Source organism: Streptomyces sp. NPDC102259 (assembly GCF_044766465.1).
Taxonomy (GTDB): domain Bacteria; phylum Actinomycetota; class Actinomycetes; order Streptomycetales; family Streptomycetaceae; genus Streptomyces.
In genome coordinates this window covers 45,160-66,041 of the sequence record NZ_JBIWMA010000031.1, presented here as the reverse complement: position 1 = coordinate 66,041, position 20,882 = coordinate 45,160, and the positions used below count along the sequence as shown (strand labels likewise).

At 72.7% G+C, this 20,882-nt stretch carries 23 protein-coding genes and 1 pseudogene; 19 read left to right on the top strand and 5 right to left on the bottom strand.

What is annotated here, in order from left to right; genetic code table 11:
- The 9 genes and pseudogenes from ACIRPU_RS39930 to ACIRPU_RS39890 all read left to right on the top strand — a co-directional run.
- A pseudogene (locus tag ACIRPU_RS39930) lies at positions 1-143 on the top strand (4-hydroxy-3-methylbut-2-en-1-yl diphosphate synthase); the annotation flags it as partial.
- A gap of 338 nt (positions 144-481) precedes the next feature.
- Entirely contained in the window at positions 482-1,330 is an 849-nt protein-coding gene (locus ACIRPU_RS39925; RefSeq protein ID WP_403876748.1) for a GNAT family N-acetyltransferase, read from the top strand.
- A 21-nt stretch (positions 1,331-1,351) separates the two neighbouring features.
- Positions 1,352-1,882, top strand: coding sequence for a GNAT family N-acetyltransferase (locus tag ACIRPU_RS39920; protein WP_403876745.1), 531 nt, complete (start codon positions 1,352-1,354; stop codon positions 1,880-1,882).
- A gap of 72 nt (positions 1,883-1,954) precedes the next feature.
- Positions 1,955-3,655: a proline--tRNA ligase gene (locus tag ACIRPU_RS39915; RefSeq protein ID WP_385561218.1), complete on the top strand. Its 1,701-nt coding sequence runs from the start codon at positions 1,955-1,957 to the stop codon at positions 3,653-3,655.
- Between the two features lie 115 nt (positions 3,656-3,770).
- A complete protein-coding gene (locus ACIRPU_RS39910; RefSeq protein WP_403876742.1) occupies positions 3,771-4,157 on the top strand; it encodes a hypothetical protein in 387 nt (128 codons plus the stop codon).
- A complete protein-coding gene (locus ACIRPU_RS39905; RefSeq protein WP_403876739.1) occupies positions 4,157-5,248 on the top strand; it encodes an FAD:protein FMN transferase in 1,092 nt (363 codons plus the stop codon). Before ACIRPU_RS39910 ends, ACIRPU_RS39905 begins: the two co-directional genes overlap by 1 nt.
- A complete protein-coding gene (locus tag ACIRPU_RS39900; RefSeq protein ID WP_403876736.1) occupies positions 5,245-5,826 on the top strand; it encodes a ferric reductase-like transmembrane domain-containing protein in 582 nt (193 codons plus the stop codon). The genes ACIRPU_RS39905 and ACIRPU_RS39900 overlap by 4 nt, the downstream gene beginning before the upstream one ends.
- Positions 5,823-7,040 carry an NADH-ubiquinone oxidoreductase-F iron-sulfur binding region domain-containing protein gene (locus ACIRPU_RS39895; RefSeq protein ID WP_403876734.1) on the top strand — a complete coding sequence of 406 codons (1,218 nt, stop codon included), beginning with the start codon at positions 5,823-5,825 and terminating at the stop codon, positions 7,038-7,040. Before ACIRPU_RS39900 ends, ACIRPU_RS39895 begins: the two co-directional genes overlap by 4 nt.
- Positions 7,041-7,043: 3 nt before the next feature.
- On the top strand, positions 7,044-7,259 hold the full coding sequence (locus ACIRPU_RS39890) for a ferredoxin (protein ID WP_403876731.1): 216 nt from the start codon (positions 7,044-7,046) through the stop codon (positions 7,257-7,259).
- Between the two features lie 6 nt (positions 7,260-7,265).
- Here the strand turns inward: ACIRPU_RS39890 and ACIRPU_RS39885 are convergent, their stop codons facing one another.
- Together ACIRPU_RS39885 and ACIRPU_RS39880 are read right to left on the bottom strand one after the other, a co-directional pair.
- On the bottom strand, positions 7,266-7,493 hold the full coding sequence (locus ACIRPU_RS39885; protein ID WP_385561201.1) for a hypothetical protein: 228 nt from the start codon (positions 7,491-7,493) through the stop codon (positions 7,266-7,268).
- 202 nt (positions 7,494-7,695) lie between these two features.
- Positions 7,696-8,118: a helix-turn-helix domain-containing protein gene (locus ACIRPU_RS39880; RefSeq protein WP_403876726.1), complete on the bottom strand. Its 423-nt coding sequence runs from the start codon at positions 8,116-8,118 to the stop codon at positions 7,696-7,698.
- Positions 8,119-8,402: 284 nt separating this feature from the next.
- Here ACIRPU_RS39880 and ACIRPU_RS39875 point away from each other — a divergent pair, with 284 nt between their 5' ends.
- The 3 genes from ACIRPU_RS39875 to ACIRPU_RS39865 all read left to right on the top strand — a co-directional run bounded on the left by ACIRPU_RS39875 (position 8,403) and on the right by ACIRPU_RS39865 (position 11,016).
- Positions 8,403-9,002: an RNA polymerase sigma factor gene (locus ACIRPU_RS39875; protein WP_403876723.1), complete on the top strand. Its 600-nt coding sequence runs from the start codon at positions 8,403-8,405 to the stop codon at positions 9,000-9,002.
- The gene (locus ACIRPU_RS39870; RefSeq protein ID WP_403876720.1) at positions 8,999-9,952 is read left to right on the top strand and encodes a BN159_2729 family protein; all 954 of its coding nucleotides are present in this window, start codon (positions 8,999-9,001) and stop codon (positions 9,950-9,952) included. The genes ACIRPU_RS39875 and ACIRPU_RS39870 overlap by 4 nt, the downstream gene beginning before the upstream one ends.
- 494 nt (positions 9,953-10,446) lie before the next feature.
- Complete coding sequence (locus ACIRPU_RS39865) at positions 10,447-11,016, top strand: hypothetical protein (RefSeq protein WP_403876717.1); 570 nt, start codon at positions 10,447-10,449, stop codon at positions 11,014-11,016.
- Between the two features lie 153 nt (positions 11,017-11,169).
- Here the strand turns inward: ACIRPU_RS39865 and ACIRPU_RS39860 are convergent, their stop codons facing one another.
- Genes ACIRPU_RS39860 through ACIRPU_RS39850 form a run of 3 tightly spaced genes read right to left on the bottom strand, consistent with a single transcriptional unit; the run spans position 11,170 to position 13,233 of the window.
- Positions 11,170-12,069 (bottom strand): aminoglycoside phosphotransferase family protein, encoded by a 900-nt coding sequence (locus ACIRPU_RS39860; protein WP_403876713.1) that lies wholly within the window; start codon positions 12,067-12,069, stop codon positions 11,170-11,172.
- A 28-nt stretch (positions 12,070-12,097) separates the two neighbouring features.
- Positions 12,098-12,616, bottom strand: coding sequence for a ferritin-like domain-containing protein (locus tag ACIRPU_RS39855; protein WP_403876710.1), 519 nt, complete (start codon positions 12,614-12,616; stop codon positions 12,098-12,100).
- Complete coding sequence (locus ACIRPU_RS39850; protein WP_403876707.1) at positions 12,613-13,233, bottom strand: hypothetical protein; 621 nt, start codon at positions 13,231-13,233, stop codon at positions 12,613-12,615. Before ACIRPU_RS39850 ends, ACIRPU_RS39855 begins: the two co-directional genes overlap by 4 nt.
- 225 nt (positions 13,234-13,458) lie before the next feature.
- Between ACIRPU_RS39850 and rimP the strand changes: the two genes are divergently transcribed.
- The 7 genes from rimP (at position 13,459) to truB (ending at position 20,633) form a co-directional block, all read left to right on the top strand.
- Positions 13,459-14,031: a ribosome maturation factor RimP gene (gene rimP / locus ACIRPU_RS39845; protein WP_385570578.1), complete on the top strand. Its 573-nt coding sequence runs from the start codon at positions 13,459-13,461 to the stop codon at positions 14,029-14,031.
- A gap of 2 nt (positions 14,032-14,033) precedes the next feature.
- Complete coding sequence (gene nusA / locus ACIRPU_RS39840; RefSeq protein ID WP_355708487.1) at positions 14,034-15,020, top strand: transcription termination factor NusA; 987 nt, start codon at positions 14,034-14,036, stop codon at positions 15,018-15,020.
- A 146-nt stretch (positions 15,021-15,166) separates the two neighbouring features.
- Positions 15,167-15,463, top strand: a complete 297-nt coding sequence (locus tag ACIRPU_RS39835; RefSeq protein WP_078615640.1) for a YlxR family protein — start codon at positions 15,167-15,169, stop codon at positions 15,461-15,463.
- A gap of 147 nt (positions 15,464-15,610) precedes the next feature.
- Positions 15,611-18,754, top strand: a complete 3,144-nt coding sequence (gene infB, locus ACIRPU_RS39830; RefSeq protein WP_403876702.1) for a translation initiation factor IF-2 — start codon at positions 15,611-15,613, stop codon at positions 18,752-18,754.
- 187 nt (positions 18,755-18,941) lie between these two features.
- Positions 18,942-19,235, top strand: coding sequence for a DUF503 domain-containing protein (locus ACIRPU_RS39825; protein ID WP_062641530.1), 294 nt, complete (start codon positions 18,942-18,944; stop codon positions 19,233-19,235).
- A 43-nt stretch (positions 19,236-19,278) separates the two neighbouring features.
- A complete protein-coding gene (gene rbfA, locus ACIRPU_RS39820; RefSeq protein ID WP_355708494.1) occupies positions 19,279-19,728 on the top strand; it encodes a 30S ribosome-binding factor RbfA in 450 nt (149 codons plus the stop codon).
- Positions 19,728-20,633: a tRNA pseudouridine(55) synthase TruB gene (gene truB / locus ACIRPU_RS39815; RefSeq protein ID WP_403876697.1), complete on the top strand. Its 906-nt coding sequence runs from the start codon at positions 19,728-19,730 to the stop codon at positions 20,631-20,633. The genes rbfA and truB overlap by 1 nt, the downstream gene beginning before the upstream one ends.
- Positions 20,634-20,882 lie beyond the last annotated feature (249 nt).

Below are 20,882 nucleotides of genomic sequence, written 5' to 3'. Positions count from 1 at the left end.
TCTTCGTGAAGGGCGAGGTCATCAAGACCGTCCCCGAGTCGAAGATCGTGGAGACCCTCATCGAGGAGGCCCTGAAGCTGGCCGAACAGATGGAGGCGGCCGGTATCTCGTCCGGCGAGCCGTCGGTATCGGTCGCAGGCTGACGCCGAGCGTCGGCGCAGAGCGTCGGCGCCGGGCGGCTCACACGGCTTGCCGGGCTTTTGTGCCGGGCGGCTCACACGGCTGTGGCGGGCATCTGTGCCGGGCAGGCTCACACAGCTGTGGCGGGCTTCTGGGCCGGGCCAGGTGCAATCAGCCCGTCCGGCGTTTGAGGACGAGGCCGTTCAGGCCGACAGCGGGGGTCTGGGGGCGGCAGCCCCCAGCAGACGGCACGACACCCGACGGTCACAGCAGACGAACGCCAGCTGAACACGGCTCGGCACCGCCCAGCTTCCGCAGGTACAGTGCGGGGATCAGCTGACCTGAGTGTGAGGCCCCGCGCGTGTTGACCCAGACCACCTCCCGGGTCCTCGAACCGAGCGACCTGGACGCCGCGCTCGCCGTCCTCGACCGCGAGCCGGTAGCCAACGCCTTCGTCACATCGCGCGTACAGGTCGCGGGCCTCGACCCGTGGCGGCTCGGCGGCGAGATGTGGGGCTGGTACGAGGACGGCATGCTGACGTCCCTGTGCTACGCGGGCGCCAACCTCGTCCCGATCTGCGCGACGCCGAGAGCGGTGCGGGCCTTCGCCGACCGCGCCCGCCGGGCGGGCCGCCGCTGTTCCTCGATCGTCGGCCCCGTCGAGCCGACGACCCGGCTGTGGCGCCTCCTCGAACCCCACTGGGGGCCGGCCCGCGAGGTCCGCGGCCAACAGCCCCTCATGGTCACCGACCGCATGTCCACCGACATCGCCCCGGATCCCTACGTCCGCCGCATCCGCAAGGACGAGATGGACTCGATCATGCCGGCGTGCGTGGCGATGTTCACCGAGGAGGTCGGCGTCTCCCCGATGGCCGGCGACGGAGGTCTGCTCTACCAGGCCCGGGTGGCCGAACTCGTGGGCTCCGGGCGCTCGTTCGCCCGCCTCGACGACCGGGGCAGGGTCGTCTTCAAGGCGGAGATCGGCGCGGCGACCCCTCACGTCTGCCAGATCCAGGGTGTGTGGGTGGCCCCGGAGTACCGGGGGCAGGGCCTGGCCGCCCCCGGCATGGCGGCGGTCCTGCGCTACGCCCTGGCCGACGTGGCCCCGGTGGTCAGCCTCTACGTGAACGACTTCAACACCACGGCGAGGCGCACCTACAGGAGGGTGGGCTTCCAGGAGGTCGGCGCTTTCATGAGCGTCCTCTTTTAACGCCCCTGTAGGCTCCCCGCCATGGACCTCGTGATCGGCCCCTTGGACCTCCCCGCCCATGTGGACGAGGCCCTGGCCGTCCAAGCGATCGCCTTCGGACTGGGCCCCGACGAGGTCGCCGTCCGCCGGCAGATCGTCCTGCGTCACATGGCGCACCCGGGTGCGAGAGCCTTCGGCGCGACCGTCCAGGACCGACTCGTCGGCTTCGTCTACGGCATGCCCAACGACCGTACCCACTGGTGGTCGACGGTCGTACAGCCCTACCTCCGGGCCCAGGGCAACGAGCACTGGCTGGACGACTCCTTCGTGATCACGGAACTGCACGTCCACCCCGACCACCAGAACCGAGGCGCCGGCCGGGCCCTGATCACCACGCTCACCGACACCGCGACCCAGCCCCGCTCGATCCTCTCCGCGATCGACACCGACAGCCCCGCCCGGGCGCTCTACCACTCCCTGGGCTACCAGGACCTGGCCCGCCGGGTGTTGTTCCCCAGCGCCCCCCGCCCCTACGCGGTGATGGGCGCCCCGCTGCCCCTCCTGCGCGGGTAACGGATTTCCGGCCCGCCACGCTCCCGGCTAACCTCCTAGCCACCACCCTTTTCGGCAGGAGACACGAGAATCATGGCGAACGCACCGGTCCAGCGCATGTCCCGATTGATGGCGAAGACGCTGCGCGACGACCCTGCGGACGCCGAGGTCCTGAGCCACAAGCTCCTCGTCCGCGCCGGCTACGTCCGCCGTACCGCCGCCGGCATCTGGTCCTGGCTGCCGCTCGGCAAGAAGGTCCTCGCCAACGTGGAGCGCATCGTCCGCGAGGAGATGGACGCGATCGGCGCCCAGGAGGTCAGCCTCCCCGCCCTGCTGCCGCGCGAGCCCTACGAGGCGACCGGCCGCTGGGACGAGTACGGCCCGGAGCTGTTCCGCCTCCAGGACCGCAAGGGCGGCGACTACCTCCTCGGCCCCACCCACGAGGAGATCTTCACGCTGATCGTGAAGGACCAGGCGTCCTCGTACAAGGACCTGCCGGTCATCCTCTACCAGATCCAGACGAAGTTCCGTGACGAGGCCCGCCCCCGGGCCGGCATCCTGCGCGGCCGCGAGTTCCTCATGAAGGACTCCTACTCCTTCGACACCGAGGACGAGGGCCTCGCGCAGTCCTACGCCCTGCACCGCCAGGCGTACCAGAAGGTGTTCGAGCGCCTCGGCCTCGACTACCGCATCTGCGCGGCGACCGCGGGCGCGATGGGCGGCTCCAAGTCGGAGGAGTTCCTCGCCCCGGCCGGCGCCGGCGAGGACACCTTCGCCGACTGCCCGAACTGCGACTTCGCGGCCAACACCGAGGCGATCACGTACGAGCTGAAGCCGGTGGACGCCGACGGCGTGGCAGCTCTCGAAGAGATCCCGACCCCGGACACCCCCACCATCGAGACCCTCGCCGCCCACCTCGGCGTTCCGGCCTCGGCCACCCTGAAGAACCTCCTCGTGAAGGTCGACGGCGAGATCGTCGCCGTGGGCGTTCCCGGCGACCGCGAGGTCGACCTGGGCAAGGTCGAGGCGCACTTCGCCCCGGCGGCCGTCGAACTGGTCACCGCCGAGGACTTCGTGGGCCGCCCGGACCTGGTCCGCGGCTATGTCGGCCCGCAGGGTCTGGACAAGGTGAAGTACATCGCCGACCCGCGTGTGGCCCCGGGCACCGCCTGGATCACCGGCGCCAACAAGGAGGGCCTGCACGCGAAGAACGTCGTCGCGGGCCGGGACTTCGAGGTCGGCGAGTACGTCGATGTCGTCGTCGTCCAGGAAGGCGACCCCTGCCCGAAGTGCGGCACCGGCCTCAAGCTGGACCGCGCCATCGAGATCGGCCACATCTTCCAGCTGGGCCGCAAGTACGCCGACGCCCTCAAGCTCGACGTGCTCGGCCAGCACGGCAAGCCGGTCCGCGTGACCATGGGCTCGTACGGCATCGGCGTCTCGCGCGCGGTCGCCGCCCTCGCCGAGCAGAGCGCCGACGAGAAGGGCCTGTGCTGGCCCGCCGAGGTCGCCCCGGCCGATGTGCACGTCGTCGCGGCGGGCAAGGCCCTCCAGACCGAGCTGGCGCTCGACGTCTCCGAGAAGCTGCGCGCGGCCGGTCTGCGCGTCCTGGTCGACGACCGGCCCGGTGTCTCCCCGGGCGTGAAGTTCACCGACTCCGAGCTGATGGGCGTGCCGAAGATCCTGGTGGCGGGCCGCCGTTCGGCCGAGGGCGTCCTGGAGCTGAAGGACCGCAGGACCGGCGAGCGCGAGGAGCTCACGGTCGACGAGGCGATCGCCCGGCTGACGGCGTGACGTAAAGCGATATCTCAGAGAGTTCTGCCGGGGCGTAGGGCTGCCTCACAGACTTCTCTCAGGCCGTTCCCCGACCGTAGGGCGTGACAGAACGTCACTGCGGAGGGGAACGGTCATGGCGACCAGGGAAGAGGAACGGGGGGCCGCGGCAGCGGTCCGCAGGGGTGCGCGGCGTACGGCCGCCCTGGCCGCGGCGGTCACGCTCGCCGCGGCGGCCGGGGTGTTCGCCCTGGTCGGCACCCTGCAGGCCGACGCCGAGACGACGGCCGGCAGCACGAGCACGAGCAGCACGAGTACGAGCAGCGACTCCAGCTCCGGCACCAGCTCGAGCTCCACGGACACCGGCTCCACGGACACCGGCTCCACCGACAGCGGTACGGACTCCTCGTCGAGCGGCTCGTCGTCGGACAGCTCGTCGTCAAGCAGCGGCAGTGCCTCCTCGGACAGCGGTCTCACCTCCTCCTCCGGCGGCTCCACCGACTCCACCTCGGGAGCGTCGTGATGAGCGCCTCCCTCGCGTCCCGCACCACGGCCGCCGCCCAGTGGCGGGCCCTCGGCACCACGGTCCGGCTGGTCGTCACCGACCCGGCCCTGCTGGAGTCCTGCAACCTGCTCCTCGCCCGGCACCTCGCCGAGGTCGACGCGGCCTGTAGCCGCTTCCGCGCCGACTCGGAACTGGCCGCCCTAGACGGCACCGCCGGCCGCCCGGTCCGGGTCAGCCCGCTGCTCGCCCAGGCCCTCGACGTGGCCCTGCGCGCGGCCGAGGACACCGACGGGGCGGTCGACCCGACCGTCGGCTCCGCGATGGACGCCCTCGGCTACGACCGCGACTTCACCCTCGTCCGCGAGGACGACCGTCCGGTCCGGCTCACGGTCCGGCGCACCCCCGGCTGGCGCACCGTGCGCCTGGACCGGTCGACCGGCACGGTCACCGTCCCCGAGGGCGTCCGCCTCGACCTGGGGGCCACCGCCAAGGCGTGGGCCGCCGACCGGGCCGCCGAGAGGCTGGCCGCGGCGGCCGGCTGCGGAGTCCTGGTGAGTCTGGGCGGCGACACGGCCGTCGCGGGGGAGCCTCCGGCGGGCGGTTGGCAGATCCGCGTCCAGGACGTCACGGGATCCGTCGACGAAACCCCGGCCGAGGGCCCCTACGACTCGGTGGGCCTGCGCGGTGGGGGCCTGGCCACCTCGGGCACGACCGCCCGGCGCTGGCGGCGTGGCGGTCACGACCTGCACCACATCGTCGACCCGCGCACCGGCCTGCCGGTCCGCTCCCCCTGGCGTACGGTCTCCGTCGCCGCGGCGACCTGCGCCGACGCCAACGCGGCGAGCACGGCGGCCCTGGTGAAGGGCGCGGGCGCGGAGCGGTGGCTGACGCGCAGGGGACTGCCGGCACGTCTGGTGGCCCAGAACGGCACGGTCGTGACCACTCCGGGTTGGCCGGATTCAGCCCGTCCGGTGTATGCCGCCGTGACCGCCGTGACCGCCGTGACCGCCGAGACCGCCGAGACCGCCGAGACCGTCGACACCGTCGAGGTCGATCGGGGTGCCGGGGACGGTGCCCCCGGCACCCGCTGCCGGGAGGCGGCCGCATGACCTCGGAGACCCTCTGGTACGCCAACCGGGCGACCGGCGCCGTCTGCCTGATCCTCTTCACCGTCGTCGTCCTGCTGGGCGTCGCCGTCCGGATGAAGGCCCGGCTCCCGGGGCTCCCGCGCTTCGGCACGATGAGCCTGCACCGCACGCTCTCCCTCTCCGCGACCGCCTTCCTCGCCCTGCACATCACCGCCGCGGTCGTGGACGGCTACGTCGACATCACGGTCGTGGACGTCCTCGTCCCCTTCGCCGGCGACTACCAGCCGCTCTGGCTCGGCCTCGGCACGGTCGCCCTGGACCTGATGCTCGCCGTCCTGGTCACCAGCCTGCTGCGGGAGCGCCTCGGCCACCGCGCCTGGCGGACCGTGCACCGGCTGGCGTACGCCTCCTGGCCGGTCGCGCTCGTCCACGGCATCGGCATCGGCACGGACACCGGCGCCGACTGGATGACCTGGCTGACCGTCGCCTGCGTGGCCGCGGCGGTCGCCGCCTTCGCCGCCCGCCTCGCACACGCCGCCCGCGCCGGCCGCCGCACCCCCGCGGCCCTCCTGCGCACCGCCGAAGGAGCCCGACCGTGACCGCCACCCTCCCGGACCTCCGCATGCCCCCACGCCTCCTCGCCACCGGCGCCACCCCGGCCGACCTCGCCACCCACCACCGGCGCCACGGCCCGCTGTCCCACGGCGACCCCGAGAGCCTGCTCCGCACGGTCGCCGAGTCCGGCCTCACCGGGCGGGGCGGAGCCGGCTTCCCGACGTACCGCAAGCTCGTCTCCGTCGCGGAGGCCGGCCGGCGTACCGGCCGCGCTCCCGTCGTCGTGGCCAACGGCGCCGAGAGCGAGCCGGCCAGTCGCAAGGACAAGGCCCTGCTGCGCCTGTCGCCCCATCTGGTCCTGGACGGGCTCCAGTTGGCGGCCCGCGCGGTCGGCGCGGGGGAGGCGTACCTCGCCGTGGAGGACGGCGCGGCCTGGCTGGAATCCGCCCTCGCCCAGCGCACCGCCGACCCGCTGCCCGTGCAGGTCGTCCGGCTGCCCACGTCGTTCCTCTCCGGCCAGTCCGCCGCCCTCGCCCGGTACGTCTCCGGCGGCGCGGCCCTGCCCACCCACCGACGTCCGCCGGTCCGCGAGCGCGGAGTGCACCGGGCCCCGACCCTCGTGCAGAACGTGGAGACCCTGGCCCACCTCGCGCTGGCCGCCCGCTACGGCGCGGACTGGTACCGCACGGCCGGTACCCCGACCCAGCCCGGCAGCGTGCTGTGCACGGTCCATGCGCCGGGGCGTGAACCCTGGGTGGTGGAGGCGCCCTACGGCCTGCCCCTGGGGCGGCTGCTGCCGCTGGAAGGCGTCCAGGCGGTCCTGGTCGGCGGCTACCACGGCACCTGGATCCCGGCCCCCGAGGCCGGTCAACTGTCCCTGGACAGCAGCTACTTGGGGGCGGGCGTGCTCGCCGCGCTGCCCGTCGACCGCTGCGGCCTCGCCGAGACCGCGCGCGTCCTGCGCTATCTCGCCCTCCAGTCGGCCGGCCAGTGCGGTCCCTGTCTCAACGGCCTGCCCCGCATCGCCACCGCCTTCCGTGCCCTCGCCGCACCCGGCCCCGAGGGCACCGTCCGCGCCGACCTGGCCCGCTGGTCGGGGCTGGTCGAGGGCCGAGGCGCCTGCCACCACCCCGACGGCACCGTCCGTCTGGTCCGCGGCGCCCTGACCACCTTCGCCGCCGAGGTCGACGCCCACGCCCGGGGCCGCTGCACCGCGACCGACCACACGCCCCTGCTGCCCGTCCCCGAGGAGGGCTGATCCATGAGCACGGCCCAGCGCATCGACATCGACTGGACCGCCTGCCAGGGCCACGGCCTCTGCGCGGACTTCCTCCCCGAACACATCACGCTCGACGAATGGGGCTACCCCCTGGTCGACGGCGTCCCGGTGCCGTCCGGCACCGCGCGACGGGCCCGGCGGGCAGCGGCCGACTGCCCGGTGCTCGCCCTGCGGCTCACCCCGGCGTCGACGGACTGACGGAATTCAGCCGGCCTCCGCCGCGACGACACAGGGCACCAGCTCGCGCGGGAGTTCCACGCGCATACCGCAGAAGCACCGCAGCGGTCCGCCGCGCGACGCGGGGGCACCCAGGTCGATCATGAGGATGTCGCGTACCTCCCGGAGCACGTCCCGTGCCTGGAAACCCTTGGCCACACGGATGCTGACCTCGTCCGGGTCCCAGACCGCGATCCTCGGCAAATCTTCCGCCACGGAAATGTGGATGCACACAACTGTCTCCCCAGGGATGCACAACGGCATGAAGTGATCCGCTCCGGGAGGCCAGCGGCTGAGTGATGGTACCGATGGCTCCCGTGATCGTGGGGGGTTTCGTCATATTCATCTGTTGAGCGAAGCTTGTGTGTGATGCCCCGCGAAAGCCGGTGTCGTGACCGTCGGCCCGGACCGACCCGCCTCAGGTGATGCGGCTGATCTGGAGCATCGCCTCGGCGTCCTTCAGCAGGGCGCGTTGACGTGACTCCGGCAATTGCCGGTACAGCTTCAGGAGTCGCGCCTCCCGCTCGTCCCCGCTGGGGCCGGGCACCGGCCGGCCGACCGCCTCGAAGAACTCCCTCGGCGTGGTGAGCACGCCCCAGCGCCGGAACACCTCGACCATGGCCCGCAGTTTCTCCGGGTCGATGCGGGAGGTGCCGCGCGTCCGGTTCATCCAGGCGTTCAGCGTCGGGTACGAGATGCCGGCCTCCGCCGCGAGGTCCTTCTGGGTCCTTCCGGGGGAGCGCGCCAGGAGTCGTTCGAGCAGAGCCGCGAGGTCCTCGTCCCGGCGCTCGGGATCGTGGCCGGGGTCCGGATCCGCTGAATGGCTCTGCTGGTTCGTCACGCCTCAGAGGATCGGTCATCGATATCTACAAGCGCAAGTAGATCGCAGATCGAGGGGGCGTGCTTCGGGTGCACGCCGGAGCATTGCGACGGTCCTGGCGTCATCGTGCGCCCCCGATGCTCCCGCGAGGCGTTTTCCCGGCCGTCCCTCGCGCTCCGTAGGCAACTTGACACAATATGCATCTACCTGAAGACTGTAGATCTCCCCGGACGGCCGTACGCACCGGGTGAAGGTTCACGCGGATAATCTACATCTACATGCATACTGAAGATATGGAGATCATCATGTCCGCACCGTCCGTACCGAACAACGCCACGGCCGCGTCGGCCGGTCCGGAACCCGAACTGGTCGCCCGGGCCCGTGCCGGCGACCGGGAGGCGTTCGCCGCCCTCTACTACGAGCACTACCGCGTCGTGTACCGCTTTCTGCTCATCCGCACCCGCAACAGACACCTGGCGGAGGACCTGACCCAGGAGGCGTTCACCCGCGCCCTGCGCCGCATCGACGCGTACACCTGGCAAGGCAGGGCCTTCGCCGCCTGGCTGACCACCATCGCCAAGAACCTCTACCTCGACGAACTGTCGTGCGGACGCACCCGGCTGGAGACCCCCGTCGCCGAACTCCGGGACCCGCAGGAGCACGGCCGGGGCGCCGACTCGCTCGCCCTGCGCGAACTGGAGGCCGTCGAGGCCCACGAGACGCTGCGCACGGTCCTGCACACGCTCAACGCCCATCAACGGCACTGCGTGGAACTGCGCTACCTCGACGAACTGACGGCGGAGGAGACGGCCCTGGTGATGGGCCGGAGCGTCGGCGCCGTCAAGACGCTGACCCACCGGGCCCTCCAGAAACTGCGCTGGTCGACCGGGGCGGTGTCCGTGTGAACGGCAACCTCGCGCCCGCCGCCTGTCTGATCTGCGAGGTACTGGGGTCCGTCCGGCCCGAACAGGCGACGGCCGTGGCACGCGCGCTGGACTCGGCCCGGCTGCTCGCCGACCCCCGCCGCTCCTTCGGCCTGGTGCTGCACCGGACGTCGGACGGCGGCTGGTCCCCCACCGCGCGGCCGGTCACCGCACTGGAGCGGCAGGCGCTGGCCTGGGACGCCTCCTGCGCCAAGGCGCGGCGCGTCGCCCGTGCCATCGAGCGCCGCCTGGACGGGCACCCCGGTCCGCACGGCATCCGGGTCGACGGCGACCGGGTAGGGGTCCTGCTCCGCGTCGACGACCCCGCCCAATGGGCCCGCTGGCGCGCGTACTTCGGCATCACCGACGTCCGTGAGCAGGCCCGTCCGCGCACGGTGGCCGGTGAGGGCGAACGCGACGGGGTCCGGGTGACGGTCGTGGCCCGCGGCGTCGGCACAGCGCCCCCGAGGGCGCCCGGCCGAGCGGAGAAGCGCCCGTTCCGGCTCGGCGCGACCACGTACGACCTGGCCCTTCCCCAGCGCGACGCGCACGGGGACGTCTGGTACTTCCAGGGCTCCCGCAACCACGACGGCATGCCCCTGCTGTCCCTCGACGGCCGGCCCGAGCGATGCTCCCTCGCCAATGTGGAGGCCCAGTCGGGACCGCTGTCCCCGGTGCGGGACGGAACACCGCTCAGGCCCCCCGTGGAGCCGGGGAGGGCGCCGGACTCGGACGCGGCGCGGGCAGGGGCGGTGGCGGCGGGGGAGGAGGCTTCCGGCGGCGGAGGGGCCGGCGCGGCGGCGCCCCCGCCGCCGGAAGCGCCGCCGGACCCCCGGGCGCGGAAGCGCGGCCCGACCGGTCCGGCGGCGACGGAGCGCGGCTCGACCGCTCCGACGGCGACGGAGCACGGCTCGACCGGTCCGCCCCGGTGAGCAGGGCCCCCGTCGGCACCCGACCCACCCGGCCCACTCGGACGACACCCTCACCCCGGCCCCGACCCCCGCCGAATCCCCGAGGCCGGGCCCGCCGTATGGCCGAGTCGGCGGCGCGGGTGCTTGTCTCCGTCCCGCTGATCCCCGAGGCCGGGCCCACCCCCCTTCGTGACCCGGTCCGTCCGGCGGGGGTATCCGTCCCGGCGGAAGCCTGTCGACGGGGTCTGCCGTACGGCCGAGGCGGCGGCGCGGGCCGCAGCGCCCGGCCCGTTGGTTCCGCGAGGTGGGGTCCCACCCCCCTGCGGGACCCGGGCCGCCTGGTGGGGGCATCAGTGCCGGTGGGAGGCCCGCAAGGGACGCGGCCTTCTCGTCGTACCGGATCCGCTCGCGCCCGGGTCGAGGACGTCGGCTCCGCCACCGCGCGGGGAGGCGGCCGGGGCGCCCGGCGACCCGCACCGGATCCGATCGCTCGCCCACGTCACCGGGAGCACCTCATGTCCGCACCCCCGACGGGGCCTCCGCCCGAGGAACGCCGGGCCGACCGTTCCTTCGGCCGTACGACGGCGGCCCTTCTGCGCCTTCTCAGGCCACGCGGCCGGAACACCCGGCAGGAGACCGGACCGGGAGACCGGCTCGCCCTGGACCTGGCCGGCACCCGGCAGGAACTGGCCCGCTGGCAGCGCCACGCCGACTCCTACGAACGGGAACTGAACCGGGTCTCCCAAGAGCGGGCGCACCTGCTCGCCTGGCTGGCGGCGCTGCACCCGGCGAGCGCCGTCATCACCCCGGCCGCCGACCCCGCGCCGGGCGGCACGCACCTGCTGCGGCTCGTGGCCGGGGAGCGGCAGCTGACCTGGCGTCTCCCGCCGGCCGACCTTCCGCTGTTCGCGCACGTCCCGTACGCGGCGCAGGCCCCGGGGCCGCACCGTCCACGACCGGACGATCACCGGTTCCTGGACCAGGCCGCCCACATCCGCCGGCACACCCGGCTGTTGGCCGTGGAGGAGACCCTGTGCACCGCACCCGCCGATATCCGGCCGTCGGTACGGCCCCCCGACCACTGACAACGCACGGCTGCCGCCACGGCCGGTCCCCGCGAGACTCCGGTCGGCAGGCTCGGGAGGCACGTCGGCCGGAACCCGCCGTGTCTCCCTGCCGGGATCTCCGGCGGGGAGACACGGTCCGGTCACCGCCCCGTGCGACCGCCGTCGGCGTCGCTACAGCCAGGTCGCGAACTCGAGCAGCAGTTCGGAGTCCCGGGTCCGCCCGACCCGCCGTGCCCGGACCCCCGACTCCACCGCCCGGAACAGCGTCCAGCCGCGCAGCCGTTCCTGGTCCAGTTCCAGCGACTCCGCGAGCCGCTTCACCCGGCGCCGGGTCGTCGTCGCTCCGGACGGCGAGGCGATCAGGTCCTCCAGCCGGTCGCGGACCAGCCGGGCCAGATCGAAGGCGCACTCGCCGACCACCGGATCCGGGCCCACCGCCAGCCACGGCGTCCGCTCACCCGCCAGCACCTTGCTCTGCCGGAACGTGCCGTGCAGCAGCCGGTGCTCGGGCGGTGCCGCCAGCAGCTCCGCGCGGGCGGCGAGCGCCGCGTCCACCAGGGCGGCCACCTCGGGCTCGGCCCCGGCGCCGGCCCGCATCGCCTCCGCCTGCCGTCCCGTCCGGTCGGCCACGGACTCGAAGGAGTGGTCGGCCGGAGGCTCCACCCACAGCCGCCGCAACGTCCCGGCCGCCTCCAGCAGGGCCTTCGCCTCGGCCAGCGACCGCACCGACACATCGGGATGCAGCCGCTCGAGCAGTAGTTCCCCCGCCGTCTGCGGCCCTGCGAGCAACTGGACGGCGCCCAGGCCGTCCCAGTGCGTCAGCGCGGCCCGCTCCGCCTCCGGCCGGAACCGGGGCGGGGCCAGCTTCAGCACGGCCGGCGTCCCGTCGGCGTGCCGCACGAGCATCACCAGGCTGGTCCGGCCGCCCGGCACCTGCACCCGGTCGACGGTCAACTCGCGTAGCGCGACGGCCTGTCGGGCCGCCTCCGGCAGCTTCTCCAACCAGCCGTCACCGTCCGGTGCCGTCTCACCGAGCGCCCTGACCAGACGCTGCGGCGGTTCGAAAGCCATGCGCGAGTCGTTTCCTTCCTGCTTCGGGTCAAGCCGCCGGTGTGCCGGAGGCCGCTGCCGCCGCCGGAGGCGTCATCGCTGCCGGTACGGACGCCGAGGCCGTGGCCGGATCCGTACCGGTCCGCTCGGCGAGACCAGGGAAGGCTACGCTCCCGCCGCGCCAGCGCACTCCACGGACCGCCGCCTCCCGCAGCGCGCCCGCCGCCTCCCGGCGGCGCGTGTCCCCGGCTGCCCGCACCAGGTCGGAGTACACCCCGGCCACGCGGTCCTCCAGCTCGGTCGCGAGCCGGACCGCCGCGGCGGAGTCCGGCACCGGGAACGGCAGCGCGTACCCGGCGCTCGCGGCGACCGGCTCGGCCCCCAGGTCGCGCACCTCGCGCATCAGCGCGTCCCGGCGCGCCCGGTGCGCGTCGTAGGCGGCCCGCGCCTCCGCGCGCCGTCCCTCGTGGATCCGCCCGCCGACGACCCCGTACCCGTACACGGCGGCGTGTTCGGCGGCCAGCGCCGCCTGGAGTGCCGTCAGCTCCGAGCTCGTGGTCCCGCTCATCGCGTCCCCTCCGTCAGCAGATAGGCGTGGGCCGCGCCGGCCGCCGCCACCGAGGCCAGCAACCGGGCCAGCTCGCCCGGGACGTCCAGCAGCTCCGTGGCCCTGCGGTCGGCGAGCGCGCGCTCGGCCGCGGCCAGCCCGGCGAGGGCGTCCGTGTCGGTGATCGGCACGGCGGACGGCGCGGCGGACGGCACGGCCGAGGGACCGGCCGGCGCGACCGAGGCGGAGCCCGTCGGGGAAGTCGTGGGGGAGGTGGGGGGATCCGTGGCGGAACTCGTGCCGGAATCCGTGGCGGAACCCGTGGCGGAGGCGGACGCCTTTCCGGCGCCTCCGAACGCCTCCACGTGCCGTGCGACCTCCGCCCGCAGCGGCGCCAACCGTCCCGCCAGCGCCGGATGGACGGCGAGCACGGCGTCGTACCGTGCCACCAGTCCGCCGCTGTCCTGGGCCGCACGCGCGCGTGCCCGCTCGGCGGCCGACGGGCTGCCGCTCGCGCTCTCCTCGGATTCCTCCGTACCGGACGAGCAGCCCACGAGCAGCGCGGCTCCCGCGGCCGACGCGAGCAGGGATCTTCTGCGCGGCCCCGAGGGGGTGCGCGAGGGGAGGGGCAACGGCACGGCAGGCGTCCTCGGGGAACTCGTACGGAACTGGCGTCCTGGTGGGCGGCGGGCCCGTGATCACCGTACCCGCGCGGCCGCCCCGTACCACTCAGCGGCACCGCCCCGCGGGCGCCCGCCACCCTCCGTGCACAGGTGGACGGCAACACACCTTGCGACCGGATACCCTTTGACCAGACACGCGCCCCATCCCACAACAGCACACGCGGCCGAGGAGTCACCCGGATGAGCACCACCCAGAGCGAGAGGCTGCGAGAGCTCCTGGAACCGCTCGTCGCCTCCCAGGGACTGGATCTCGAAGAGATCACCGTGGACTCCGTGGGACGCAAGCGGGTGCTGAGTGTCGTCGTCGACTCCGACTCCGGAGCGGACCTGGACCAGATCGCCGATGTGAGCCGCGCGCTCTCGGCGAAGCTCGACGAGACGGACGCGATGGGCGAGGGCGAGTACACCCTCGAGGTCGGCACCCCGGGCGCGGAGCGCGCACTCACCGAGCACCGCCACTACGTACGTGCCGTCGACCGGCTGGTGCGGTTCCAGCTGACCGAGGGCGGCGAGTTGGTCGCCCGGATCCTGACGGTCGACGACGAGGGACTCGACCTCGAGGTCCCCGGCGTGAAGGGCCGCAAGGCCACCGCTCGCAGACTCTCCTTCGGTGACATCGACAAGGCCCGCGTGCAGGTCGAGTTCAACCGCAAGGACAAGGGCGACGAGCACGCCAAGAACGAGAACGACCAGAACGACGAGATCGACGAGATCGACGAGATCGACGAGAACGAGATGGAAGAGGAGGCGTAGCCGTGGACATCGACATGAGTGCCCTGCGGGGCTTGGTGCGGGAGAAGGAGATCTCCTTCGACCTGCTGGTCGAGGCGATCGAGTCGGCCCTCCTCATCGCCTACCACCGCACCGAGGGAAGCCGCCGTCACGCGCGCGTGGAGCTCAACCGGGAGACCGGACATGTGACCGTGTGGGCGAAGGAGGACCCCGAGGACCTCGAGGAGGGGCAGGAGCCCCGACCGTTCGACGACACCCCGTCCGACTTCGGCCGCATCGCCGCCACCACGGCCAAGCAGGTGATCCTCCAGCGTCTGCGCGACGCCGAGGACGACGCGACGCTCGGCGAGTACGCCGGCCGTGAGGGCGACATCGTCACCGGCGTGGTCCAGCAGGGCCGCGACCCGAAGAACGTGCTCGTGGACATCGGCAAGCTGGAGGCCATCCTGCCGGTGCAGGAGCAGGTCCCCGGCGAGACGTACCCGCACGGCATGCGTCTGCGGTCGTACGTCGTCCGGGTGGCGAAGGGGGTGCGTGGCCCGTCCGTGACGCTCTCCCGCACCCACCCCAATCTGGTGAAGAAGCTCTTCGCCCTGGAGGTGCCGGAGATCGCCGACGGTTCGGTCGAGATCGCCGCCATCGCACGCGAGGCCGGTCACCGTACGAAGATCGCCGTCAGGTCCACCCGTTCGGGTCTGAACGCCAAGGGCGCCTGCATCGGCCCCATGGGCGGCCGGGTGCGTAACGTGATGGGCGAGCTGAACGGCGAGAAGATCGATATCGTCGACTGGTCGGACGACCCGGCCGAGATGGTGGCGAACGCGCTGTCCCCGGCCCGGGTCTCCAAGGTCGAGGTCGTCGATCTCGGGGCCCGCTCCGCGCGTGTGACGGTGCCGGACTACCAGCTGTCGCTGGCGATCGGCAAGGAAGGGCAGAACGCCCGGCTCGCCGCTCGGCTGACCGGCTGGCGCATCGACATCCGTCCGGACGTCGAACAGCCCAGCGAGTAGCCCGACGGGCAGGTCACCGAGGTGCGCCGAGCGGCGGAGGAATAGATCTCGGCCTGCCGGGGCTCAGATCACGACAGATGTAACGCGGCAACTGTTCGAATCCTGACCCAAAGGGGTGAGGTCGCCGCGGGGAGGTAGACTTAAGAGTGTCTGGCCGGACGCACACCGGAGCATGCCCTGAACGCACCTGTGTGGGGTGCCGGGAGCGGGCGGCCAAGACGGAGCTGCTGCGCATCGTGGCGATCAAGGACGCATGCGTCCCCGATCCACGCGGTACGCTGCCCGGCCGGGGTGCGTATCTGCACCCCGCCCCGGTCTGTCTCGACCAGGCGGTACGCCGCCGGGCGTTCACGAGGGCGTTGCGAGCCCCGGGAGCGCTCGACACAAAGGCGTTGCGCCAGTACGTCGAGCAGACGACCGTTGCCGAACAGGCAACACCGTAAGAAGGCGTCGCACGGAACCTCCGTGCGGCTCTGGTACCCCGCGAGTTGGAAGTAGGTCGAGATTGCGATGAGCACTCGATGAGCACGCGATGAGTACGCCCATGAAGTAGCGACGGTCCGGACACACCCGGACCTAAAAGGAGCGAAGTGGCTAAGGTCCGGGTATACGAGCTCGCCAAGGAGTTCGGGGTGGAGAGCAAGGCCGTCATGGCCAAGCTCCAGGAACTCGGTGAATTCGTCCGTTCGGCGTCTTCGACCATCGAAGCGCCCGTTGTCCGCAAACTGACAGACGCCTTCCAGGGCGGCGGCAAGCCCGCCCCGCGCAAGGCAGCCCCCAGGCCCGGCGCGCCCTCACCGGCGCAGGCGGCCCGTCCGGGTCCGGCCGCACCGCGGCCGGCCGCCCCCAAGCCTGCCGCGGCGCAGACGCCTGCGGCTCCGGCGGCTCCGGCCGCCCCCGCCGCCTCGTCGGCTCCCGCGCCGGCGGCCTCCGGCCCGCGTCCGGGCCCCAAGCCCGCGCCGCGTCCGGCCCCGGCCGCCCCGGAGTTCACCGCTCCGCCGGCCGCTCCGGCGGCTCCGGCCGCCTCCGCCGCTCCGGCCCAGTCGTCCGGCCCCCGGCCGGCCTCTCAGGGCCAGGGCCCGCGCCCCGGCGCGCCCCGCCCCGCCGGCCGCCCCGCGCCCGGTCAGGAGCGTGGCGATCGCGGTGACCGTGGCGACCGCGGTGACCGCGGCCAGCGTCCGGCCGCCGCCCAGGGGCAGCGCCCCGGTGGCGCCGGTGCCCCGCGTCCGGGCGGTGCCCGTCCCACGGGTCCGCGTCCGGGCAACAACCCCTTCACCTCCGGCGGCAACGCCGGTATGGCGCGCCCGCAGGCGCCCCGTCCGCAGGGCGCTCCGCGTCCCGGCGGCCCCGGTGGCGCTCCCGGCGCGGGTCCCCGTCCGCAGGGCCCCGGTGGCCAGGGCGGCGGTCCTCGTCCGCAGTCTCCGGGCGGCGCCCGTCCGGCTCCGGGCGGCATGCCTCGCCCGCAGGGCGCAGGCCCCGGCGGTCCCCGTCCCGGCGGCCCGCGTCCCAACCCCGGCATGATGCCGCAGCGTCCCGCTGCCGGCCCGCGTCCCGGCGGTGGCCCCGGCGGCCGCGGTCCGGGTGGCGGCGGCGGTGCCGGTCGTCCCGGCGGCGGCGGTCGTCCCGGTGGCGGCGGCTTCGCAGGTCGTCCGGCCGGTCCCGGTGGCGGCGCACGTCCGGGTGGCGGCGGCGGTTTCGCCGGTCGTCCCGGCGGCGGTGGCCCCGGCGGCGGTGGCGGCGGCTTCGGTGGCGGCGGTGGCCGTCCCGGATTCGGCGGTCGTCCCGGCGGTCCCGGTGGCCGTGGTGGCACGCAGGGCGCCTTCGGTCGTCCCGGCGGTCCCGCGCGTCGCGGTCGCAAGTCGAAGCGGCAGAGGCGCCAGGAGTACGAGGCCATGCAGGCCCCGTCGGTCGGCGGCGTGATGCTGCCTCGCGGCAACGGACAGTCCGTCCGCCTGTCGCGCGGTGCGTCGCTCACCGACTTCGCCGAGAAGATCGGCGCCAACCCGGCGTCGCTCGTCGGCGTGATGATGAACCTCGGCGAGATGGTCACTGCCACGCAGTCCGTCTCCGACGAGACGCTGAAGCTCCTCGCGGACGAGATGAACTTCGTCCTCGAGATCGTCAGCCCCGAGGAGGAGGACCGCGAGCTGCTCGAGTCCTTCGACATCGAGTTCGGCGAGGACGAGGGTGGCGAGGAGTTCCTCGTCGCGCGTCCGCCGGTCGTGACCGTCATGGGTCACGTCGACCACGGTAAGACCCGACTGCTCGACACCATCCGCAAGACGAACGTCATCGCGGGCGAGGCCGGCGGCATCACGCAGCACATCGGTGCGTACCAGGTCGCCACCGAGGTCAACGGTGAAGAGCGCAGGATCACCTTCATCGACACACCGGGTCACGAGGCGTTCACCGCCATGCGTGCCCGTGGTGCCAAGTCGACCGACATCGCGATCCTCGTGGTGGCGGCCAACGACGGTGTGATGCCCCAGACGATCGAGGCGCTGAACCACGCCAAGGCGGCCGACGTGCCGATCGTGGTCGCGGTCAACAAGATCGACGTCGAGGGCGCGGACCCGACCAAGGTGCGCGGTCAGCTCACCGAGTTCGGTCTGGTGGCCGAGGAGTACGGCGGCGACACGATGTTCGTCGACATCTCCGCCAAGCAGGGCCTCAACATCGAGAGCCTGCTGGAGGCCGTGGTCCTGACCGCGGACGCCTCGCTCGACCTGCGGGCCAACCCGGAGCAGGACGCGCAGGGCATCGCGATCGAGTCCCACCTCGACCGTGGCCGCGGCGCCGTCGCGACCGTCCTGGTCCAGCGAGGCACCCTGCGGGTCGGCGACACCATGGTGGTCGGCGACGCGTACGGCCGTGTCCGCGCGATGCTCGACGACAAGGGCGAGAACGTGGAAGAGGCGGGTCCGTCGACTCCGGTCCTCGTCCTCGGTCTCACCAACGTCCCGGGCGCCGGCGACAACTTCCTCGTCGTCGACGAGGACCGCACGGCCCGTCAGATCGCCGAGAAGCGCGCCGCTCGCGAGCGGAACGCCAACTTCGCCCGCCGGGGTGTCCGGTTCTCCCTGGAGAACCTGGACGAGGCCCTCAAGGCCGGTCTGGTGCAGGAACTCAACCTCATCATCAAGGGCGACGCGTCCGGATCGGTGGAGGCTCTCGAGTCCTCCCTGCTCCAGCTCGACGTCGGCGAAGAGGTCGACATCCGCGTTCTGCACCGCGGCGTGGGTGCGGTCACCGAGTCGGACATCGACCTGGCGACCGGCTCCGACGCCATCGTCATCGGCTTCAACGTCCGTGCGGCCGGTCGTGCCGCGCAGATGGCGGAGCGCGAGGGCGTCGACGTCCGGTACTACTCGGTGATCTACCAGGCCATCGAGGAGATCGAGGCGGCCCTGAAGGGCATGCTGAAGCCGGAGTACGAGGAGGTCGAGCTCGGCACGGCGGAGATCCGCGAGGTCTTCAAGTCGTCCAAGCTGGGCAACATCGCCGGTGTCCTGGTCCGCTCGGGCGAGGTCAAGCGCAACACCAAGGCGCGCCTCATCCGCGACGGCAAGGTCATCGCGGAGAGCCTCACCATCTCCGGGCTGCGTCGCTTCAAGGACGACGTCACCGAGATCCGCGAAGGGTTCGAGGGCGGTATCAACCTCGGAAACTTCAACGACATCAAGATCGACGACGTCATCGCGACGTACGAGATGCGGGAGAAGCCGCGGGTGTAAGCACCCATGGTTCGTGCCGGCCGGCGGGGGATCCTTCCCCGCCGGCCGGTGCGGCGTCCGGCGGACGCATGAGCGAGGTAAAACCCCGTCGAGCAGCCGCCCGGATCGTTGTACCGTTCTTGATGTCCCTGTCCCATGGGCGGGCAGGGCCATCGATCCCGTACCGGCGGGTGAACCGGTTACACATATGTACGTGGGGACTCTGTCCTTCGACCTCCTCCTCGGCGACGTACGGTCGCTGAAGGAGAAGCGCTCCGTCGTCCGCCCGATCGTCGCCGAGCTCCAGCGCAAGTTCGCGGTGAGCGCGGCCGAGGTGGACGACCAGGACCTCCACCGCAGGACCAAGATCGGTCTCGCCGTGGTCTCCGGTGACGCGGAGCATCTGACCGATGTACTGGACCGGTGCGAACGGCTGGTCGCCGGCCGCCCCGAAGTGGAGCTGCTGTCGGTCAGACGCCGCTTCCACGGCGAAGACGACTGACCGACCACAGAACGCAAGAGAAGACAGAACGGGAGACGGACCAGTGGCAGACAACGCGCGCGCCAAGAGGCTGGCGGACCTCATCCAGCAGGTGGTGGCGCAGAAGCTGCAGCGCGGGATCAAGGACCCGCGGCTCGGCTCCCACGTCACCATCACGGACACCCGGGTCACGGGTGACCTCAGGGAGGCGACGGTCTTCTACACGGTGTACGGGGACGACGAGGAGCGGGCGGCCGCGGCCGCCGGGCTCGAGAGCGCCAAGGGCGTCCTGCGCTCCGAGGTGGGCCGTGCGGCGGGCGTGAAGTTCACGCCGACGCTGGCCTTCGTCGCCGACGCCCTGCCGGACAACGCCCGCACCATCGACGACCTCCTCGACAGGGCCCGTGCCGCCGACGAGAAGGTCCGCGAGGTGTCCGCGGGCGCCGGGTACGCCGGCGAAGCCGACCCGTACAAGAAGCCCGGTGACGAGGACGAGACGGACGACTCCGCCTGATGAACCACAAGCAGACCCCGCCCGACGGCCTTGTCATCGTCGACAAGCCGTCGGGCTTCACTTCGCACGACGTCGTGGCCAAGATGCGGGGGATCGCCAAGACCCGCCGCGTCGGTCACGCCGGCACGCTCGACCCGATGGCGACGGGCGTCCTCGTCCTCGGCATCGAGAGGGCGACGAAACTTCTCGGGCACCTGGCGCTCACCGAGAAGGAGTACCTGGGCACGATCCGGCTGGGCCAGACGACGCTGACGGACGACGCGGAGGGCGAGATCACGGGGTCCACGGACGCCTCGAAGGTCACCCGGGACGCGGTCGACGCGGGCATCGCCAAGCTGAGCGGCGCCATCATGCAGGTACCGTCCAAGGTCAGCGCCATCAAGATCAACGGCGTGCGCTCCTACAAGCGGGCCCGCGACGGCGAGGACTTCGAGATCCCGGCCCGTCCGGTCACCGTCTCCTCCTTCTCCGTGTACGACGTCCGTGACGGCGTCGCCGAGGACGGCACCCCGGTCCTGGACCTGGTCGTGTCCGTCGTCTGCTCCTCCGGCACCTACATCCGGGCCCTCGCCCGCGACCTGGGCGCCGACCTGGGCGTCGGCGGCCACCTCACCGCCCTGCGCCGCACCCGAGTCGGCCCCTACAAGCTGGACTCGGCGAAGACGCTCGACCAGCTCCAGCAGGAGCTCAGCGTGATGCCGGTCGCCGAGGCGGCCACCGCCGCGTTCCCCCGCTGGAACGTGGACGCCAAGCGGGCCCAGCTGCTCACCAACGGCGTACGCCTGGAGATGCCCGACGAGTACACGGGCGCGGGCGCCGTGGCCGTCTTCGACCCCGAGGGCCGGTTCCTGGCCCTGGTGGAGGAGCAGAAGGGCAAGGCGAAGAGCCTGGCCGTGTTCGGCTGAAGGGGCTCGAGGCGCGTCCTGTAATGCGCGCGTCCTGTAGTGCCCGTGGAGCGGCGAACACGGGGTTGTGCTGCGCCGCCGCTCCACGGTCCCCCCTCGGTTCCCCCACCCCTAGGGTGTATCCAGCCGCCCTCGTTCATTCACCCGTCCGGGCAGGCGCTCGGAGTGAACCGAGGGAGTGCAGGGGGGCGCGTTCGGTCGGTGATCTGTCCCGCTGATCATCCCGCCCCTACCGTCGGACCCAGAGCA

What these genes read in the sequence shown, in the direction of transcription:
- ACIRPU_RS39865 (WP_403876717.1), top strand. Translation starts at nt 10,447, where the DNA reads ATGTCCGCACCCCCGACGGGGCCTCCGCCCGAGGAACGCCGGGCCGAC.
- ACIRPU_RS39860 (WP_403876713.1), bottom strand. Translation starts at nt 12,069, where the DNA reads ATGGCTTTCGAACCGCCGCAGCGTCTGGTCAGGGCGCTCGGTGAGACG.
- ACIRPU_RS39910 (WP_403876742.1), top strand. Translation starts at nt 3,771, where the DNA reads ATGGCGACCAGGGAAGAGGAACGGGGGGCCGCGGCAGCGGTCCGCAGG.
- rimP (WP_385570578.1), top strand. Translation starts at nt 13,459, where the DNA reads ATGAGCACCACCCAGAGCGAGAGGCTGCGAGAGCTCCTGGAACCGCTC.
- ACIRPU_RS39900 (WP_403876736.1), top strand. Translation starts at nt 5,245, where the DNA reads ATGACCTCGGAGACCCTCTGGTACGCCAACCGGGCGACCGGCGCCGTC.
- ACIRPU_RS39905 (WP_403876739.1), top strand. Translation starts at nt 4,157, where the DNA reads ATGAGCGCCTCCCTCGCGTCCCGCACCACGGCCGCCGCCCAGTGGCGG.
- ACIRPU_RS39825 (WP_062641530.1), top strand. Translation starts at nt 18,942, where the DNA reads ATGTACGTGGGGACTCTGTCCTTCGACCTCCTCCTCGGCGACGTACGG.
- truB (WP_403876697.1), top strand. Translation starts at nt 19,728, where the DNA reads ATGAACCACAAGCAGACCCCGCCCGACGGCCTTGTCATCGTCGACAAG.
- ACIRPU_RS39890 (WP_403876731.1), top strand. Translation starts at nt 7,044, where the DNA reads ATGAGCACGGCCCAGCGCATCGACATCGACTGGACCGCCTGCCAGGGC.
- ACIRPU_RS39920 (WP_403876745.1), top strand. Translation starts at nt 1,352, where the DNA reads ATGGACCTCGTGATCGGCCCCTTGGACCTCCCCGCCCATGTGGACGAG.
- ACIRPU_RS39915 (WP_385561218.1), top strand. Translation starts at nt 1,955, where the DNA reads ATGGCGAACGCACCGGTCCAGCGCATGTCCCGATTGATGGCGAAGACG.
- ACIRPU_RS39875 (WP_403876723.1), top strand. Translation starts at nt 8,403, where the DNA reads ATGTCCGCACCGTCCGTACCGAACAACGCCACGGCCGCGTCGGCCGGT.
- ACIRPU_RS39855 (WP_403876710.1), bottom strand. Translation starts at nt 12,616, where the DNA reads ATGAGCGGGACCACGAGCTCGGAGCTGACGGCACTCCAGGCGGCGCTG.